General features: G+C 59.0%; 15 protein-coding genes. 5 read left to right on the forward strand and 10 right to left on the reverse strand.

The features are described 5' to 3' along the window. Positions 1 to 74: 74 nt before the first annotated feature. Both FFI16_RS21465 and FFI16_RS21470 read left to right on the forward strand, forming a co-directional pair. A complete protein-coding gene (locus FFI16_RS21465) occupies positions 75 to 386 on the forward strand; it encodes a type II toxin-antitoxin system MqsR family toxin (RefSeq protein ID WP_058419372.1) in 312 nt (103 codons plus the stop codon). After that, on the forward strand, positions 383 to 871 hold the full coding sequence (locus FFI16_RS21470) for a type II toxin-antitoxin system MqsA family antitoxin (RefSeq protein WP_138816746.1): 489 nt from the start codon (positions 383 to 385) through the stop codon (positions 869 to 871). The genes FFI16_RS21465 and FFI16_RS21470 overlap by 4 nt, the downstream gene beginning before the upstream one ends. 52 nt (positions 872 to 923) lie before the next feature. Here FFI16_RS21470 and FFI16_RS21475 read toward each other — a convergent pair whose 3' ends face one another. From FFI16_RS21475 to FFI16_RS21490, 4 genes are all read right to left on the reverse strand, one after another. Next, on the reverse strand, positions 924 to 1,688 hold the full coding sequence (locus FFI16_RS21475; protein ID WP_003171943.1) for an amino acid ABC transporter ATP-binding protein: 765 nt from the start codon (positions 1,686 to 1,688) through the stop codon (positions 924 to 926). A gap of 11 nt (positions 1,689 to 1,699) precedes the next feature. Beyond that, the gene (locus FFI16_RS21480) at positions 1,700 to 2,797 is read right to left on the reverse strand and encodes an amino acid ABC transporter permease (protein ID WP_138816747.1); all 1,098 of its coding nucleotides are present in this window, start codon (positions 2,795 to 2,797) and stop codon (positions 1,700 to 1,702) included. 10 nt (positions 2,798 to 2,807) lie between these two features. Beyond that, positions 2,808 to 3,989, reverse strand: coding sequence for an amino acid ABC transporter permease (locus FFI16_RS21485; protein ID WP_138816748.1), 1,182 nt, complete (start codon positions 3,987 to 3,989; stop codon positions 2,808 to 2,810). A gap of 72 nt (positions 3,990 to 4,061) precedes the next feature. Beyond that, positions 4,062 to 5,093, reverse strand: coding sequence for an amino acid ABC transporter substrate-binding protein (locus tag FFI16_RS21490; RefSeq protein WP_017135202.1), 1,032 nt, complete (start codon positions 5,091 to 5,093; stop codon positions 4,062 to 4,064). Positions 5,094 to 5,438: 345 nt separating this feature from the next. Here FFI16_RS21490 and FFI16_RS21495 point away from each other — a divergent pair, with 345 nt between their 5' ends. Continuing rightward, positions 5,439 to 6,095, forward strand: a complete 657-nt coding sequence (locus tag FFI16_RS21495; protein WP_138816749.1) for an alpha/beta hydrolase — start codon at positions 5,439 to 5,441, stop codon at positions 6,093 to 6,095. A 96-nt stretch (positions 6,096 to 6,191) separates the two neighbouring features. After that, positions 6,192 to 7,661: an ATP-dependent RNA helicase RhlB gene (gene rhlB, locus FFI16_RS21500; RefSeq protein WP_178112747.1), complete on the forward strand. Its 1,470-nt coding sequence runs from the start codon at positions 6,192 to 6,194 to the stop codon at positions 7,659 to 7,661. A gap of 169 nt (positions 7,662 to 7,830) precedes the next feature. Here rhlB and moaE read toward each other — a convergent pair whose 3' ends face one another. The 6 genes from moaE to FFI16_RS21530 all read right to left on the reverse strand — a co-directional run bounded on the left by moaE (position 7,831) and on the right by FFI16_RS21530 (position 16,013). Then, entirely contained in the window at positions 7,831 to 8,280 is a 450-nt protein-coding gene (gene moaE, locus FFI16_RS21505; RefSeq protein ID WP_123714677.1) for a molybdopterin synthase catalytic subunit MoaE, read from the reverse strand. Between the two features lie 2 nt (positions 8,281 to 8,282). Next, on the reverse strand, positions 8,283 to 8,525 hold the full coding sequence (gene moaD / locus FFI16_RS21510) for a molybdopterin converting factor subunit 1 (protein ID WP_138816751.1): 243 nt from the start codon (positions 8,523 to 8,525) through the stop codon (positions 8,283 to 8,285). Continuing rightward, a complete protein-coding gene (gene moaC / locus FFI16_RS21515; RefSeq protein ID WP_138816752.1) occupies positions 8,522 to 8,995 on the reverse strand; it encodes a cyclic pyranopterin monophosphate synthase MoaC in 474 nt (157 codons plus the stop codon). Before moaC ends, moaD begins: the two co-directional genes overlap by 4 nt. A gap of 116 nt (positions 8,996 to 9,111) precedes the next feature. Beyond that, a complete protein-coding gene (locus FFI16_RS21520; protein WP_138816753.1) occupies positions 9,112 to 12,846 on the reverse strand; it encodes an autotransporter domain-containing protein in 3,735 nt (1,244 codons plus the stop codon). 308 nt (positions 12,847 to 13,154) lie between these two features. Beyond that, positions 13,155 to 14,549: a PhoH family protein gene (locus FFI16_RS21525; protein WP_012722339.1), complete on the reverse strand. Its 1,395-nt coding sequence runs from the start codon at positions 14,547 to 14,549 to the stop codon at positions 13,155 to 13,157. A gap of 339 nt (positions 14,550 to 14,888) precedes the next feature. Further along, positions 14,889 to 16,013 carry a polysaccharide deacetylase family protein gene (locus FFI16_RS21530; protein ID WP_138816754.1) on the reverse strand — a complete coding sequence of 375 codons (1,125 nt, stop codon included), beginning with the start codon at positions 16,011 to 16,013 and terminating at the stop codon, positions 14,889 to 14,891. 120 nt (positions 16,014 to 16,133) lie between these two features. Between FFI16_RS21530 and yaaA the strand changes: the two genes are divergently transcribed. Beyond that, positions 16,134 to 16,913, forward strand: coding sequence for a peroxide stress protein YaaA (gene yaaA, locus FFI16_RS21535; protein WP_138816755.1), 780 nt, complete (start codon positions 16,134 to 16,136; stop codon positions 16,911 to 16,913). Positions 16,914 to 17,704: the final 791 nt, after the last annotated feature.

The following is a 17,704-nucleotide window of genomic DNA, read 5'->3' on the forward strand; positions in this document are numbered from 1 at the left end:
TATGTAGCAAACGGAGCAGTATTTTCGATTGGTAATATTACCCATATAGGGTAATTATTGGACTCAGGTGTCTTATGGAAAAGTACACACCTCACTACGATCTGGCCGTGATCAAGGCGGATGTCAGGCGACTGGGTGCAAAAGCATTCACCCGTGCAGCCAAGGAGGCGGGAAAGCAACTCGACCTCGACATCAGCGAGATGCAGGCGGTCGTTTTCAAACTACAGAACAGGATGTTGTACAAGTCGATGACCACCTACGCCGATCACCGCGTCTGGCAAGACGTCTACCACATCCATTCACACGGTCTGGAGATTTACATCAAGGTCACTTACTGCTCCGGTAGCAACCCACCGGTGATCTCCTTCAAAGGGATGAACCTATGAAAACCCAACATTGCTTTATCTGCGGCGCGCCCGACGCCATGGTGCGTTTTGAGGGCCGCAGTGAAACCCTGCGCATCAAAGGCCTGGAACAGCGCATTGAGGATCTATCGGGCTGGGAGTGCCAACTGTGCGAAGACGGCATGTATGACCCTGAATGCGCCGAGCGCCATGCCAAAGCAGGTGATGAGTTGCTTCACGCCGCTCGGCGGATGGTCGGAGCCGAACTCAAGCGTATCCGCCGCAAACTGCAGCTCACGCAAAAAGAAACCGTGGAACGGCTGTCCGGTGGCGGGCACAACGCATTCTCACGCTACGAACGCGGCGAAATAACGCCGCCCAAACCGTTGATGGTGTTGATGCGCCTGTTGGACCGCTACCCACACTTGCTCACCGACGCCAAAGAACTGGCCGAAGGTGCAGACTTGCGCAACGCCTTCACCTGCACCGTCAACCACGAAAAACAACAAGCACTCAAGGCCTCCTGAACAGGCAAAAATAAACCCGGCACCAGGCCGGGTTTATTGTTTCAAGCTTCGATCAATGCAGAATCTGGCTCAAGAACAACTTGGTCCGATCATTCTGCGGGTTGTCGAAGAAGTCATTCGGCGCCGCCTGCTCCACGATCTCGCCCTTGTCCATGAAAATCACGCGGTTGGCCACGGTGCGCGCAAAGCCCATTTCGTGGGTGACGCACAACATGGTCATGCCGTCTTCGGCCAGGCCGATCATGGTGTCCAGAACCTCTTTGACCATTTCCGGGTCGAGTGCCGAGGTCGGCTCGTCGAACAGCATGATTTTAGGCTTCATGCACAGGGCACGGGCAATGGCCACACGCTGTTGCTGGCCGCCGGACAGTTGCCCCGGAAACTTGTGCGCCTGTTCTGGAATGCGCACGCGCTCAAGGTAGTGCATGGCAATTTCTTCGGCCTTGCGCTTAGGCATCTTGCGCACCCACATCGGCGCCAGCGTGCAGTTCTGCAGGATGGTCAGGTGCGGGAACAGGTTGAAGTGCTGGAACACCATGCCGACTTCACGGCGGATCGCTTCGATCTGCTTGAGGTCGTTGGTCAGCTCCACGCCATCGACCACGATACGGCCCTGCTGGTGCTCTTCCAGACGGTTGAGGCAGCGGATGGTGGTGGATTTGCCCGAACCCGACGGGCCGCACAGCACGATACGCTCGCCCTGCTTGACGTTGAGGTTGATGTCTTTCAACACGTGGAACTGGCCGTACCACTTGTTGACGCCCTGCATCTGGATAATGCCTTCAGGGCTCACAGGCTGTTTGATTGCTTCGCTCATAACAACAACTCCTAACGCTTGTGGCCAGTGTCGAGCTTGTGTTCCAAATGAATGGAATAGCGCGACATACCAAAACAGAAAATCCAGAACACCAGGGCGGCGAACACGTAGCCTTCAGTGGCCATGCCCAACCATTTAGGGTCGGCGGCGGCTTGCTTGACGCTGTTGAGCAGGTCGAACAGGCCGATGATGATCACAAGGCTCGTGTCCTTGAACAGCGCGATAAACGTGTTGACGATGCCGGGGATTACCATCTTCAGCGCCTGGGGCAGAATCACCAGCCCCATGCTGCGCCAGTACCCCAGGCCCATCGCTGCAGCCGCTTCGTACTGCCCCTTGGGAATCGCCTGCAAGCCACCGCGCACCACTTCGGCCACATAGGCCGACTGGAACAGGATCACGCCGATCAAGGCACGCAGCAGCTTGTCGATGCCCATGCCTTCGGGCAGGAACAGCGGCAGCATCACCGAGGACATAAACAGTACGGTGATCAATGGCACGCCGCGCCAGAACTCGATGAAGGTCACGCAGACCACCCGAATCGCCGGCATGTTCGAACGCCGCCCCAGCGCCAGCACAATGCCCAACGGCAAGGCGCCAGCGATACCGACAGTGGCGATCACCAGGGTCAGCATCAAGCCGCCCCACTGGCTGGTGGCCACGTTGGTCAGGCCCAGAACCCCACCATGCAGCAGGCAGTAGGCGATGATCGGGTACAGCACCAGGAAACCCAGGCCATAGACCGCCTTGCGTTGAAACCGCGAGATAAACAACGGCGCCACACCCACGATGGCCAGCCACACGGTCAGGTCTACGCGCCAGCGCAGGTCGCCGGGGTAGTAGCCATACATGAACTGTCCGAAGCGCTGTTGGATAAACACCCAGCAGGCGCCCTCTTTGGTGCAATCGGCGCGCGTGGTCCCGACCCAGTTGGCATCCAGGATGGCCCAGTGCAGGATGGGCGGCACGATCAGGTAAATCAGGTAGAACGCCAACAGCGTCAGCAAGGTGTTGAGCCAGCTGGAAAACAGGTTGGCGCGCATCCAGGCCATCGGTCCGAAGACTTTGTTCGGTGGCGGCATATCGGGTTTGAAAGTATGCGAACTCATGTGCGTTTCCTCACCGCTCGATCAGCGCAATGCGCTTGTTGTACCAGTTCATCAGCAGGGAAATGCTGATGCTGATCGCCAGGTACACGCTCATGGTGATGGCAATGACTTCGATGGCCTGGCCGGTCTGGTTGAGCACCGTGCCGGCAAACAGCGAAACCATTTCCGGGTAACCGATACCGGCGGCCAGCGAGGAGTTTTTCGCCAGGTTCAGGTATTGGCTGGTCAGCGGCGGAATGATCACCCGCAAGGCTTGCGGGATGATGACCTTGCGCAGCGTCGGCCCAGGGCGCAGGCCCAGGGAGCGTGCGGCTTCGGTCTGGCCGTGGCTGACGGACTTGATGCCCGAGCGCACGATCTCGGCAATAAACGCCGCCGTGTACACGGTAAGCGCCAGGGTCAGCGCCAGCAGTTCAGGGATCAGTACCCAGCCGCCGACAAAGTTAAAGCCCTGCAACTTGGGCATTTCCCAGTGCAGCGGCGCGCCGAAGAACAAGGCACACAATGCCGGGATCACAATGAGCAGCGCCAGGCCCGCCCAGAACTTATGGAACGGCACACCGGTGGCCTCAAAGCGCTTGTTGGCCCAGCGCGCCATCAGCACGATTGCCACAATGGCAACCACCACACTGGCCACAAACGGCCAGAACCCATCGGCAGCCAGCGCCGCCGGCATGTTCAGGCCACGGCTGCTGACGAAGAAAGTGTCACCGAAATTATGGCTGTTGCGCGGCCCCGGCATGGTCAGGAATACCGCGAAGTACCAGAACAGGATTTGCAGCAGCGGCGGAATGTTGCGGAACACTTCCACATACACCGTCGCCAGCTTGTTGATCATCCAGTTGGGCGACAAGCGCGCCACGCCGATGATGAAGCCCAGGAGAGTCGCCAGGACCACACCGATCACAGTCACCAGCAAGGTGTTAAGCAGCCCGATTACAAAGACGCGGGCATAGCTGTCCGATTCGGTGTAGTCGATCAGATGCTGAGCGATGCCGAAGCCGGCACTGCGCTCAAGAAAGTCGAAACCCGAGGTGATACCCCGGTGTTGCAGGTTGGTCTGCGTATTGTTGAAGAGGTACCAGCCCAGCGCGACGACCGCCACAATTGTGATGATCTGGAAGAGCCACGCACGCACTTTAGGGTCGCTGAAGCTGAGCTTCTGCTTGGGTGCGCCGATTTGATTTTGCATGAAGTGCCCCGGAAAGAATGGAACAGAACATCACCCGGTGGTTGGCCCACCGGGTGATAGAACCATCAGCGATCAGCGCACAGGTGGTGCGTATTGAATGCCACCGTTGGTCCACAGTGCGTTTAGGCCACGGTCGATTTCCAGCGGGGTGCTCTTGCCCAGGTTGCGCTCGAACACTTCACCGTAGTTACCGACTTGCTTGACGATCTGTACAACCCAATCTTTTTTCACTTTCAGGTCTTTGCCGTATTCGCCGTCGGAACCGAGCAGACGAGCAACGTCCGGGTTCTTGGTGGACTTGGCTTCAGCTTCAACGTTTTTAGAGGTGATGCCGGCTTCTTCAGCGTTGAGCATGGCGTAGCCAACCCAGCGCACGATGGCCAGCCACTCGTCGTCGCCGTTACGCACGACCGGGCCCAGTGGTTCTTTGGAGATGGTCTCCGGCAGAACCACGTAGTCTTTCGGCGAAGCCAGTTTGCTGCGCTGTGCGTAGAGCTGGGACTTATCCGAGGTCAGCACGTCGCAACGACCGGATTCCAGCGACTTGGCGCTTTCATCGGAGGTGTCGAAGGTGATTGGCGTGTATTTGAGGTTGTTGGCGCGGAAGTAGTCGGAAACGTTCAGCTCAGTGGTGGTACCGGCCTGGATGCAGATAGTTGCACCGTCCAGTTCCTTGGCGCTTTTAACGCCCAGCTTGTTGTTTACCAGGAAGCCAACACCGTCGTAATAGGTGATAAAGCCTGGGAATTTCAGGCCCATGCCCGCATCGCGCGAACTGGTCATCGTGGTGTTGCGCGACAGTACGTCGACTTCGCCGGACTGCAGCGCGGTGAAACGCTCCTTGGCGTTCAACTGGCTGAATTTGACCTTGGTTGCGTCACCGAACACGGCAGCGGCCACAGCGCGGCAAACGTCAGCGTCGATCCCGAGGATCTTGCCGCTGGCATCCGGCACCGAGAAACCCGGCAAGCCATCACTCACGCCACATTGCACAAAGCCTTTCTTCTGCACGGCGTCCAGGGTGGCGCCAGCTTGGGCAAAACCACTGACACCCAGTACAGCGGCCGCGGATACGATGGCCAGGGTGGATTTCAATACCTTCATTCAAACCTCCAGTTGCTCTTGTTGTGTCGGAGCTCGAACCTCAGCGCACCCTTATGAGGCGATATCGACCCGTGTTGGCTTTTTTTGGGGTCAAGCGGCATGAGGTTTTCGCGGTAATTCCAGTTGCTATCCCACAAGCGGCAGTCACTGATAGTGTTACCGTCCCAAGATAGTTCTGACATCGACCTACACATAGCAAGGCGCGTACCAGAGTGGTGGCTGAGTCGTTTCAGCCCATGGTCAATAGCAAAACATTCAACGTTGCGACATTCTCTTAACAGATCAACCCGTCGCGCACCGTTCCGACGCACCCAATCGGAGCGCACGCACATATATGGAGCAGACATGACCGAACCCTTGATTCTTCAGCCCGCCAAGCCCGCAGACGCCTGCGTTATCTGGTTGCATGGCCTGGGTGCCGATCGCTACGATTTTTTGCCGGTGGCCGAAGCGCTGCAGGAAAGCTTGCTGAGCACCCGCTTCGTTTTGCCCCAGGCACCGACGCGCGCGGTAACCATTAATGGCGGTTACGAGATGCCGAGTTGGTACGACATCAAGGCGATGAGCCCGGCCCGATCGATCAGCCTGGAAGAGTTGGAAGAATCTTCAAAAATGGTCACCGACTTGATCGAAGATCAGAAGAGAACCGGAATAGACGCTTCGCGAATTTTCCTTGCCGGGTTTTCCCAAGGCGGCGCGGTGGTATTCCACACTGCGTTTATGAAATGGCAGGGACCTCTGGGCGGCGTGATCGCCCTCTCGACGTATGCACCGACCTTCGGCGATGAGCTGGAGTTGTCCGCCAGCCAGCAGCGCATTCCAGCGCTGTGCCTGCACGGCCAATACGACGACGTGGTGCAGAACGCCATGGGCCGCAGCGCCTACGAGCACTTAAAGAGCCGTGGTGTCACCGTGACATGGCAGGAATACCCAATGGGTCACGAAGTGTTACCCGAAGAGATACGCGATATCGGTGCCTGGTTGGCCGCCCGCCTGGGTTGAACACCAGCGTTTATGTAGCTGTATGACAGACGCACTACGCCGCGCCCGTTTCTTGCATTACACTGGCCGGCGTACATTCCTTAACCAATTAATGAGATCACCGTGCTCAAAGCACTTAAGAAGATGTTCGGCAAAAGCGAGGCTGAGCCGCTCGCGCCAGTTCCCAGTGCTCCTGTGCCCTCCTCCGGCAGCCGCAATGACGGCCAACAGCCGGCCCGGACCGTACCTGCCGCACAGCCGCAGAAGCCGAAGGTGACCGCGCCCGAACAGGCCCAACCTGTCGAGGCAGCCCCCGCGCCGGCGCCGAAAGCGCCGCGTCGTGAACGAGCACCGAAGCCGCCCGTGACCCCGTGGAAACTCGAAGACTTCGTGGTCGAGCCCCAGGAAGGCAAGACCCGCTTCCATGACTTCAAACTGGCCCCGGAACTGATGCACGCCATCCAGGACCTGGGCTTCCCGTACTGCACGCCGATCCAGGCGCAGGTGCTGGGCTTCACCCTCGCCGGCAAAGACGCCATCGGCCGCGCGCAGACCGGTACCGGCAAGACCGCCGCGTTCCTGGTCTCGATCATCACCCAACTGCTGCAAACGCCGCCGCCCAAAGAGCGCTATATGGGTGAGCCGCGCGCACTGATTATCGCCCCGACCCGCGAGCTGGTGGTGCAGATCGCCAAGGACGCCGCCGACCTGACCAAGTACACCGGCCTCAACGTCATGACGTTCGTGGGTGGCATGGACTTCGACAAGCAGCTCAAGCACCTGGAAGCGCGTCACTGCGACATCCTGGTGGCCACGCCGGGCCGCTTGCTCGACTTCAACCAGCGCGGCGACGTGCATTTGGACATGGTTGAAGTGATGGTGCTGGACGAAGCCGACCGCATGCTCGACATGGGCTTTATCCCGCAAGTGCGTCAGATCATTCGCCAGACCCCGCCGAAAAACGAGCGTCAGACCCTGCTGTTCTCCGCGACCTTCACCGAAGACGTGATGAACCTCGCCAAGCAGTGGACCACCGACCCGTCCATCGTCGAGATCGAAGCGCTGAACGTAGCCAGCGAAAACGTTGAGCAACACATCTATGCCGTGGCCGGGGCCGACAAGTACAAGCTGCTTTACAATCTGGTCAACGACAACGGTTGGGAGCGCGTGATGGTGTTCGCCAACCGCAAGGACGAAGTGCGCCGCATCGAAGAACGCCTGGTGCGTGATGGCGTCAACGCCGCGCAACTGTCTGGCGATGTGCCGCAACACAAGCGCATCAAGACCCTGGAAGGTTTCCGCGAAGGCAAGATCCGCGTGCTGGTGGCCACCGACGTGGCCGGGCGCGGGATTCACATCGATGGCATCAGCCACGTGATCAACTTCACGTTGCCGGAAGTGCCGGACGACTACGTGCACCGCATTGGCCGTACGGGCCGTGCCGGGGCTGCGGGTGTGTCGATCAGCTTTGCGGGCGAGGATGATTCGTATCAGTTGCCGTCGATCGAGACGTTGCTGGGGCGCAAGATCAGCTGCGAGACGCCGCCGACGCACCTGTTGCGGGCTGTTGAGCGCAAACGTCCTTAAGCTGGAATACAGTAGGAAATGTGGGAGCTGGCTTGTGTGGGAGCTGGCTTGCCTGCGATACAGGCTCCTCGGTTTTTCAGTTGCACCGAGGTGATGCTATCGCAGGCAAGCCAGCTCCCACACAAGCCCTGCTCCCACATTTGGATCTCTATCGATCTTTAGCAGGTGTTTACTTCCAGCGATCCGCCGCCGCGTGATCACTGCCGCGCCCTTCCACCCAACGTGGCCCCTCGGGCGTGTTTTCTTTCTTCCAGAACGGCGCCCGCGTCTTCAAGTAATCCATCACAAACGCACAGGCATCAAACGCCGCCTGGCGATGGGCGCTGGCTGCTGCGACAAACACGATGGGCTCGCCCGGCTCCAGCGCGCCAATGCGGTGCAGCACTTCCAGCTTGAGCAACGGCCAGCGCTGCTCGGCTTCCACAGTGATCTTGGCCAAGGCTTTTTCGGTCATGCCGGGATAGTGCTCAAGGAACATCCCGGACACATCGCGACCGTCATTGAAGTCGCGTACATAACCGACAAAACTCACCACCGCACCCACGCCCACATTGGCGGCGTGCATGGCGTTGACCTCTGCGCCGGGGTCGAATGCCTCGGCCTGTACGCGTATGGCCATGCTCAGCCTCCGGTCACGGGCGGGAAAAACGCCACTTCATCACCGGCCTGCACCGGCTCGTCGAGGCCGCACAGCTCCTCGTTACGCGCGCACATCAGGCTGCTTTCGTCGAGCACTGCAAATTCCGGATCACCAACCAACGCCAGGCGCACCTCTTCAACGGTTGCAAACTCGCCTTCCATCTCCAGCGAGTCAAGGCCTGTCGCTTCGGCGTAACGCGCAAAAAACAATACATTGATGCTCATGCCTGGTCCGCCTTGAAATGCCCGCTTTTGCCGCCAAGCTTTTCCAGCAGGCGAATACTTTCGATGGTCATGCCACGGTCCACGGCCTTGCACATGTCGTAGATCGTCAGCGCGGCGACGCTGGCCGCGGTCAGCGCTTCCATCTCCACGCCGGTCTGGCCGCTGAGTTTGCAGCGCGCCAGGATATATACAGCGTCCACGCCATCGGCGCGCAGTTCGACCTTGACGCTGGTGAGCATCAGTGGATGGCACAGCGGGATCAGGTCACTGGTTTTTTTCGCCGCCTGGATCCCGGCGATGCGGGCCACGGCAAACACGTCGCCCTTGGGGTGGGCGCCGTCGACAATCATTTTCAGGGTGTCGGGCAACATGCGCACCCGCGCTTCGGCCACGGCTTCACGGAACGTCACGGCTTTGTCAGTGACGTCGACCATGTGGGCGCGACCTTGGGAATCGAGATGAGTCAGCACAGGGATACTCCTGATCAGGAGCGGCAATTGTAAACCTGTGAGTCAATTTTGCGCAGGGCTGTTTATCCCATGAAAAAAGGGGCGCAAAGCGCCCCCTTCAAAAACCAACGCTTGCGTTAGAACCGGAAAGTAAACCCGGCGTTGATCCCGTTGTTGTTACCCCGGTTGGAAAGCAAACCGCTGTAGTTCAACGACACCAGCGTGTCCTTGGTCAGGGCCATTTCCGCACTGGCCTTGATCACCGCGCCATCGCGGGCCACCGGCACACTGTTGACCGCAAATGCGTTGTCGCTGCCGGCAAACTTCAGCGAGGCGTCGCGATCGGTGTCGCCAAACTGATGCTCCCAGCCCAACTCACCGCGCAACGTCACCGCCGAGGTCGAGCTGACCGGCAGTTGGGTATGCGCGCGCAGGCCCACGGTAGACAGCGTGGCGTCCTGACTTTGCTTGCTGGCATGCAAGGCTGCGGCGCCGCCTTTTTCCTTGAACGAATCGCTCTGGTAGTTGAGGTAGGTCAGGTTGGCGAAGGGTTCGAACTGGTTCCATTGGGTGTAACCGATCTCGGCAAACACCTGATCAGTGCGCGCGTTGTAGTCAGCCTTGTCGTAATCCGACTGGTTGGCGTAAGCCACGCGGCGCGAGCTGTCGATACGGTGCCAAGTGGTGGCGCCGCCCATGCGCAGAGCGATAGTGTCGAAGCGTTTGCCGCCGTAGACCGACAGGTGATAGTTGTCGCTGTCTGCCGATGCCGACTCGCCATTGAGATGGCTCTGGGTGTAGCCAGTGGCAGCACCCACACGCCAGCCGTCGCCGACCTCGGTGTCCAGGCCCAGCAGCACGCCACTGGTGGACGACGAGTAGCCACTGGCGTTGTTGTCACCGCTGACGTTATTGCGCCCACCCAGCAGCTGTACCCAGCCGCCGTTGTCGTGGGTGTCGATCTGCGCGCTGGAATCCAGCGCCTGAGCCTGTTGCAGACGGCCGTTGACCGCTTCACGAATGTAACGGCTGTCGGCCATTTGCGCTGCAGCCACGTCCGAGTGCAGTTGCCCCGAGAGCTGCTTGAATGCGGCCTGCGCCTGGGCCGCCGAGTCTGAGGCCAGCAGGCTTTCATACACTGGGCTACCCGCGCCCAAGGCTTCGGCCGCCGTCGCCACGGCGCGTTCGTTGCGGGTTTGCGCAATGCTGGCAAAGGTCGTCTGGTTACGCGCCACCGCCAGGCTCAGTTGGTTCGGCTGGTAGCTCAACTGCGTGCCAATAAACAGGTAATTGGGCGTAATCGCGGCAAACTGGCCATTGATACCCTGGCTGGCCGTCAGGATATTGAACTGCTGGCCCACCAGGCTACGGGCCTCAGTGGCAGACAGCAGGTTCGGGCTGTTTTCCAGGGACACGGTCACCACACCACCGTTGAGGGTGGCGACGCCGCTGCTCTGGATCTGATCGCTTTGCCCGTTCGGGCCGACTTCCACGGCATATACAGAGCCAGGGTTGAAGGTCACGTCGCCGGTGTGCAGCGTGCCGATCGAATGGCCCGGTGCCACGCGCCCGCCCGTGTTCACGGTCAAGGCGCCGACCGTGCCGTTACCGGCCAGTGTGCCGCCCAACGTGGTCAGTACGCCGTTATCCGCATTGCGGGTGCCCACCGCGCTGCCATCCACGGTCACGGCGGAGGTCAACGAGCCGTCTACCGACAGCTTGCCGCCGCGTACCCAGGTGCTGCCCGAATAGGTGTTCTGGCCTTCGAGCACCAGTTCGCCGTCGCCGGACTTGGCCAGGCTGCCGACGTAGGTCGTGCCGGTGAGCAAATCCTTGCCGCGTGCCAGCGTCGCCTGTTCCCGGGCGTGGCCGATTTCGTATGCAAACTGGTCATCGTCAGAGGCATTGGCGGGCAAGCCGTTGACCCAGCCTTTCTGTTGCTTGGTGGCGGCCCAGGTGGCTTGTTCGGCGGTGTCTTCCACACGGCGGGCGCGGATCGCTTCATCGGAAATCGGGTTGGCCCAGATATCACGCGTACCAGTGGGCAATGCCACCGCCACCGAACCGAGGAACTGCCCCGGCCCTTGCATGGCTTTTTGCAGGTTGGGCAAGCCCCAACCGCTGACCACGCCCGGCACTTGCGGCGTGCCCGGCGCGGCGTCGTGCACCGGCTGCAGGTTGTCGTAGGTGCGGCCACCGGTCAGGTCGCCCACCGGCGTATCGGGACCGTCCGGCGCCTGCAGGCTGGAGGTGGTCAACAACACATCCCGGGCCTGGCTGGCGGTCATGTAAGGGAAGCGCTGTATCACCAGCGCCAGCGCCCCGGAGACGCTCGGCGCAGCCGCCGAGGTGCCGTTGGCATTGGGGATGATTTCCCCTTCAGGCCCGGTGGACGGAATGCCCGAAACGCCCATCACACACCACCACTTCGACGTGCCGCAGCGGTTGTAGACTTGGGCGCTGGTTTCGTCGTAGCCAGTGATCGAGAGGAATTTGCTCTCGATATCCGGCTTGAAAAACGGCAGGTTGGCGTTGGTGTCCGGGTTGGCGCCGTGGCTGTCGTTGCCCGCCGAGATAATCTGGATAAAGGTGTTTTGCCGCGCGGCGTCGGCCATGGCGTCCATCCAGGTTTTCTGCCCGGCGTGGGCCTTGTCCCAGAACGGGCGATAGGCAGCGGTCATGTCGCGCAGGTTGTCGGCAGCGCTGTCGCCTACGTTGCCGAAGTGGTTCTCCACGTCATTGCGCGAATTCTGCCCCCAGCTCTGGTTGACGATCGACACGTTCTTGGCCGCCAGCGCGTTGTAGCTGGCCATGAACGCGTTGTAGTCCAGGTCGTTGGAGCCCTGGAAACGGTTGTCGTCAGTGCCGCCGGTATTGGCGACAAAAATATTCGCGTCAAACGCAATGCCATGCATGCCGGTGCCGTTGCGGCTGGCGCCCAGTACGCCGGACATCTCTGTGCCGTGACCGTCGTTGATGGTCGGGTCGTACTCGCCGGAAATACTGAAGTGCTCGCCTTTTTGGAACTCGCCGTCCGGCGTGTCATGAAGGTAACGCGGGTGGGTGGCGTAGTACTCGCCGGTGGAGGTCACTGCCTGCACACGGTCCTGGCCCTGGGCATTCTTGCCCTGGAATTCGAAGTGTTCAGTGAGGATGCCCGAGTCAAGCACACCGACGTTCACACCCTTGCCGGTCATGCCCAAGGCATAGGCGTAGTACGCGTTGGTGCGATCCAGGCCGGAGTTGACCTGGGCTTCGGGGGTTTTCCAGGTTTGCGCGTTGGCGCTCCAGTCACGGGTGGCGCCAGCCCAGGATTGGCCGGCATTCAGTTGCGCGTTGAGGTTGCTGCTCACACCCGGCTCTACGTAGGTGTAGGGCTTGGCCGCCGGCAGGTTGGCGATAATGGCCTTGGAGAAGTCTAGAATATTGGTGGTATAGCGCCCGCTGTTGCTGAACAGCCGGCTGCGGTAGTAATCCAGGCGCGAGGCGTAGTCCAGCGGGCGTTTGGTATCGCCGAGCATGGCGCCAATGGTGAGGTTTTCCGGTTGCAGCTCGTAGTTTTGCTTGAGAGCCGAATCGAACTTGCCGGACTGTGCGGCAAAGTCCTTGGCGGCCAGGTCGACGATATCGGCGTAGGCAAACCGCAGGTTTTTATACACCTCGGTATTGGGGCCAAACGAGGCGACGGCTTTCCGGAAAGCCGACTCCAGCACTGGCGAGGTGTAGGGGTTGGCGTCATCCGCCCAGGCCATGGAGCCTTGGCCCAGCCACAAGGCCAAGCCAAATGCGATGGGTGTAAGAGGTATCGATCTGGAGTCTGTAGCGCGCTTGCGTTTTTGCGACAAAGTGAAGCCATTACCTGCTGCGTCCATTTTCCTTTCCCTTTGGATATGTGCTTCGTCAATGAGCGATGTATCGGGCTTTTTGTAATAGGCAGGATCACGCGGAAGACCAACGCCGGGTCTTCAATAAGGTGTCGAATCAAAGCGATCGCGTTCCGACGGGTTACGCAGTTTTCTTATAGTTTTCCGCGATAAAAAATGTAACAAAATAATTACAAAGGCGACAAGCACCCAGGACGCATTAACGAAGACAAATGTCGCCCATAGCAAAAACCCCGAATTTCGCGAGAAATCCGGGGTGTTTTGTGGCATTTAGCCACTAACTACAGCATGGGCGATTACAGATGGGATTCGGCGTACTCGGCCAGAATCGAACGTGGTACCCCTTGCAGCGCGATGTGCACGCCGTTCGGGAAGTCTTTGAAGCGTTCCGTCAGGTAGGTCAGCCCGGAGCTGGTCGCGGACAGGTAAGGGGTGTCGATCTGTGCCAGGTTGCCCAGGCACACCACTTTGGAACCGGCGCCGGCACGGGTGATGATGGTTTTCATCTGGTGCGGTGTGAGGTTCTGGCATTCATCGATCAAAATCAGGCTTTGCTGGAAGCTGCGGCCTCGGATGTAGTTGAGGGATTTGAACTGCAACGGCACTTTGCTGAGGATGTAATCGACGCTGCCATGGGTGTTTTCGTCATCCATGTGCAAGGCTTCGAGGTTGTCGGTGATCGCCCCCAGCCACGGTTCCATTTTTTCCGCTTCGGTGCCGGGCAGAAAGCCGATCTCCTGGTCCAGGCCCTGCACGCTGCGGGTGGCGATGATGCGGCGATAACGCTTGGTCACCATGGTCTGCTCGATGGCGGCTGCCAGTGCAAGGATGGTTTTACCCGAACCTGCGGCGCCGGTCAGGTTGACCAAGTGAATGTCCGGGTCGAGCAGCGCATATAGCGCCAGGCTCTGGTAGATATCACGCGGTTTCAGGCCCCAGGCTTCCTGGTGCAACAGGGGTTCCTGATGCAGGTCGAGGATCAGCAGCTTGTCGACCTGGATCTCTTTGATCCAGCCCACAAACCCCTGTTCGTCGATAATGAATTCGTTGATGTGAACGGCCGGCAGGTTGTCGATCAGCTGTACCTGGTGCCAGGTGCGGCCATGGTCCTGGCGGGTTTCGACCTTGCTGACCAGGTCCCAGAAGGAGCCGGTCACGGTGTGATAACCGCGCGACAGCATCGACACATCGTCGACGAGCTGGTCGGTACTGTAGTCCTCGGCAGCGATCCCACACGCTCGTGCCTTGAGGCGCATATTGATGTCTTTGGTCACCAGCACCAGGCGCAGGTCCTTGTCGCGCGCGTGCAGGTCGATCAATTGGTTGATGATTTTGTTGTCGTTGAGGTTTTCCGGCAGCAGGCTGTTGGGCTCGCTGCGCTTGCTCATCAGAATCGACAGCAAGCCCTTCGGCCCGCTTTTGCCACGCTGGATCGGCACGCCGACTTCAACGTCCTCGGGCGAGGCTTCACCCAGGGTCTTGTCGATCAGGCGGATCGCCTGCCGGCATTCGGCGGCCACGCTGTGGTGTCCGCTTTTGAGTTTGTCGAGTTCCTCAAGCACGATCATCGGGATGGCGACGTGGTGTTCTTCGAAGTTAAGCAGTGCGTTTGGATCGTGGATCAATACGTTGGTATCAAGCACATAAAGGATTGGCTGGTCGGAAGAAGGGTTACGTCCATGATCATCCATACTCGGTCACCTTTGTGGGAGCCATTCGACGCAATACCTGGGCGGTGCTGCGCCTCGATTCGACCACCGACTGCACCTGAGTGACGTCAAGTGCAGTGCCCACATGAGGAGTCTTGGAAGACGCCACCTGTGTTGCAGGGTTCGGCGATCTGACTTCGTAATACCGCAAAACCCATGACAGGAAAAAGCACTTTGACGCTTTTTTGAAGTTTATTTTTCAGGATGACGAATAGCACTAGCCGAGTGCCAGTGACCCCGTTAAAGTCGGAAGTCCGCCTGCATCGAAATGCCGCACAAAATCACCCCTGAAATCCCCCATCCCTAACAGGGCCGGGCACTTCAGCGAAATGCCTCCCGGCAGTCCTGCCACCCCAAACCACTTTGCGCCGTTGCCTGCAATAACATCGGCAATGCCACCCGCGCCTTGTCCTGGGTGTCGTGAAACACAATCACGCCTTTGCGCCACAACAGCATCAACGTCAGCACCCGTTGCGCCGACTCATCGGCCTTGAGTTTGCCCGGTTCGTCCTGGGAGTCGATGTCCCACAACGCCACCTGCAACCCCTGAGATTGGAAAAAGCCCTGGCTGTCGGCACGGCGCTGGCCATAGGGCGGGCGAAACAGCGGCACATAGTTTTCCGGCATCAGGTTCTGCACCAACGCAGCGCTGCGGGTAATTGAGCTTTGCCAGTCGACCCAATGGCTGTGGGAGCGGTATTGCCAACCCTGCGTGCCCACACACTGGCCTTGGTACAACGCCTGCACGTCATTGGCAGAACTGCGCTCCACACGGGTTTGCAAACTGCTGCCAAGGGCGAAGAACATGGCGTTCATCTTCTGCTTGCGCAGGTAGTCGGTGAGCCAGTCGGTATTGCCGCTGACCGGCGCCGGGCCGCCGTCGAAGGTCAGCAGGAACAGGCGGTCGTTGAACTCGTCGCCATTGCGTTCGTGGTCACCAAAGCGCAGCACCTCGCTGCTGATCTGCGGGAACAGCGCGGCTTTGCGCAGCAGTTCGTCCAGGTAGCGCTCATGGAAGTTATGGCTGGGGCCGGCCCAGCCTATATAGAAGGAGTTATCGCTGACCTGGAACTTGCCGGCCTGCTCGCGCAGGTCGTCCATGTTTTCCACCAGGTAGCAGAACGAGGCGTCCTCTTCGCAGCTTTGCTGGGCGGCCGTGTAGTTTTCCAGCAAGCGCTGCCAGAGCTGGCGACGCAGGTCGTCGATGGCGGCCAGGTTAATGATCTTCAGGCCCAGGCGCTGCTTCAGGGCAATTTCGTCCTGGGCTTCGCTGGCCAGCAAGCCATGGGCGAACATCAGGATCTCAGCGCGTGAGGCGACGTCGAACAGCGCCGGGCTGCTGAGCTTTTCCGGCCAGGTGCTGCGGTCCAGGCTGGCGACATCCACCGGCGCGGCGCTGGCGTTCAGGCACAGTAAGCAGGCTGACAATAATAGTGCTAGGCGCACGCAGGGTCTCCCTCTCCAGAGTTACCGCCCATCATAGCGGATCGTGCCTATCGCCATCATAGGTGGAGTCAAACCACTCAACCCCCTAGAATCCCTGCCACGATTACAGGAGCCAACTTCATGCTGATGGTGATTTCCCCCGCCAAAACCCTCGACTTCGAGTCAAAGCCGGCAACCCCACGCTTCACCCAGCCGCAATACCTCGACCACTCCCAGGAGCTGATCGAACAATTGCGCGAATTGAGCCCGGCGCAAATCAGCGAGTTGATGCACGTCTCCGATAAAATCGGTGGCCTCAATGCCGCCCGTTTCGGCAGTTGGACCCCGGCCTTCACGCCGGCCAATGCCAAGCAGGCGCTGCTGGCGTTCAAGGGCGACGTCTACACCGGCCTGAATGCCGAGACCTTCAGCGATGCCGATTTCAGCTACGCCCAGGACCACCTGCGCATGCTTTCGGGCCTCTACGGCCTGCTGCGTCCGCTGGACCTGATGATGCCGTACCGCCTGGAGATGGGCACCAAGCTGCCCAACGCTCGCGGCAAAGACCTCTATGCCTTCTGGGGCACGCGCATCAGCGAATGGCTCAATGAAGCGCTGGCCGAACAAGGCGACGACGTGCTGCTCAACCTGGCCTCCAACGAGTACTTCTCGGCGGTCAAGCGCACTGCCCTGAACGCACGCATCATCAACACCGAGTTCAAGGACCTGAAGAACGGCCAGTACAAGATCATCAGCTTCTACGCCAAAAAGGCGCGGGGCATGATGAGCCGTTTTGTGATTGAAGAGCGCATCAATGATCCTGCCAAGCTCAAAGCGTTTGATGTGCAGGGTTACCGCTTCAATGCCGAACAGTCCAAGCCGGATAATTTGGTGTTTCTGCGCGATCACGCACCGGAATAGGGCCCTGATACGTCCCCAGCGACACTAAAGATCCAATGTGGGAGCGGGCTTGCTCGCGAATGCGGTCTGTCAGTAATAGATACTCTGACTGATACACCGCATTCGCGAGCAAGCCCGCTCCCACAGTTTTGTCTGCATTTCACGCCCCGAATCGTCATTTGTTTGGCGCCAAAAAATCAGCGGGCAGATTCCTAACGAATCTTTCACTCGACATTCGTCATTTTTTTTCGTAGTGGCACTATTTTTTTCAAACACTAGTGGCATAAAACTATCCCCTCTCTTCAACTCCCCATAACCACTCGCCCAAATAGCAAGTGCTATCAATATAGTACCAGTGCCATCTTTTCTAATATTTCAAGAAATTTCCGAAAACAGGATGAGCGGCCAGGAACTTCACCCTGAAGCACCGCTCATACCACCGGTAACGAAATTCTCTGTTGCTGTAAGAGATGACTTACATGACCAACCCACGGAAGTAGCAAAGTTGTCATATTTCAACTTTGACTCAGGAGTCATATTACCCATTGATTAATTGATAGCGGCAACAAGGATGAATTGCCACACACTATAAGGCCAAGGCCAAGCTTCCCCTAATGGGTCAGTGATACAACCCAAGGCATTGATATTTAAAGGCTATCAGCCTCTATCAAGGCCCTGCGGCACTGACGCCAGGCCCTTCTCCCAGGAAGGCCGGCTGCATTTCAGGGCAAGCTCCAATAACAAGGCCACGTTGCGCACACCTTGGGTGCACTTATTAGTCACTCGTCATTAAACATGCCTGCACGCGGTAA

Origin of the sequence: Pseudomonas sp. KBS0710 (genome assembly GCF_005938045.2) — a bacterium.
Lineage (GTDB): Bacteria > Pseudomonadota > Gammaproteobacteria > Pseudomonadales > Pseudomonadaceae > Aquipseudomonas.

What these genes read in the sequence shown, in the direction of transcription:
- FFI16_RS21490 (WP_017135202.1), bottom strand. Translation starts at nt 5,093, where the DNA reads ATGAAGGTATTGAAATCCACCCTGGCCATCGTATCCGCGGCCGCTGTA.
- FFI16_RS21470 (WP_138816746.1), top strand. Translation starts at nt 383, where the DNA reads ATGAAAACCCAACATTGCTTTATCTGCGGCGCGCCCGACGCCATGGTG.
- FFI16_RS21495 (WP_138816749.1), top strand. Translation starts at nt 5,439, where the DNA reads ATGACCGAACCCTTGATTCTTCAGCCCGCCAAGCCCGCAGACGCCTGC.
- yaaA (WP_138816755.1), top strand. Translation starts at nt 16,134, where the DNA reads ATGCTGATGGTGATTTCCCCCGCCAAAACCCTCGACTTCGAGTCAAAG.
- FFI16_RS21485 (WP_138816748.1), bottom strand. Translation starts at nt 3,989, where the DNA reads ATGCAAAATCAAATCGGCGCACCCAAGCAGAAGCTCAGCTTCAGCGAC.
- FFI16_RS21520 (WP_138816753.1), bottom strand. Translation starts at nt 12,846, where the DNA reads ATGGACGCAGCAGGTAATGGCTTCACTTTGTCGCAAAAACGCAAGCGC.
- moaE (WP_123714677.1), bottom strand. Translation starts at nt 8,280, where the DNA reads ATGGCCATACGCGTACAGGCCGAGGCATTCGACCCCGGCGCAGAGGTC.
- moaD (WP_138816751.1), bottom strand. Translation starts at nt 8,525, where the DNA reads ATGAGCATCAATGTATTGTTTTTTGCGCGTTACGCCGAAGCGACAGGC.
- FFI16_RS21475 (WP_003171943.1), bottom strand. Translation starts at nt 1,688, where the DNA reads ATGAGCGAAGCAATCAAACAGCCTGTGAGCCCTGAAGGCATTATCCAG.
- FFI16_RS21465 (WP_058419372.1), top strand. Translation starts at nt 75, where the DNA reads ATGGAAAAGTACACACCTCACTACGATCTGGCCGTGATCAAGGCGGAT.
- FFI16_RS21480 (WP_138816747.1), bottom strand. Translation starts at nt 2,797, where the DNA reads ATGAGTTCGCATACTTTCAAACCCGATATGCCGCCACCGAACAAAGTC.
- FFI16_RS21525 (WP_012722339.1), bottom strand. Translation starts at nt 14,549, where the DNA reads ATGGATGATCATGGACGTAACCCTTCTTCCGACCAGCCAATCCTTTAT.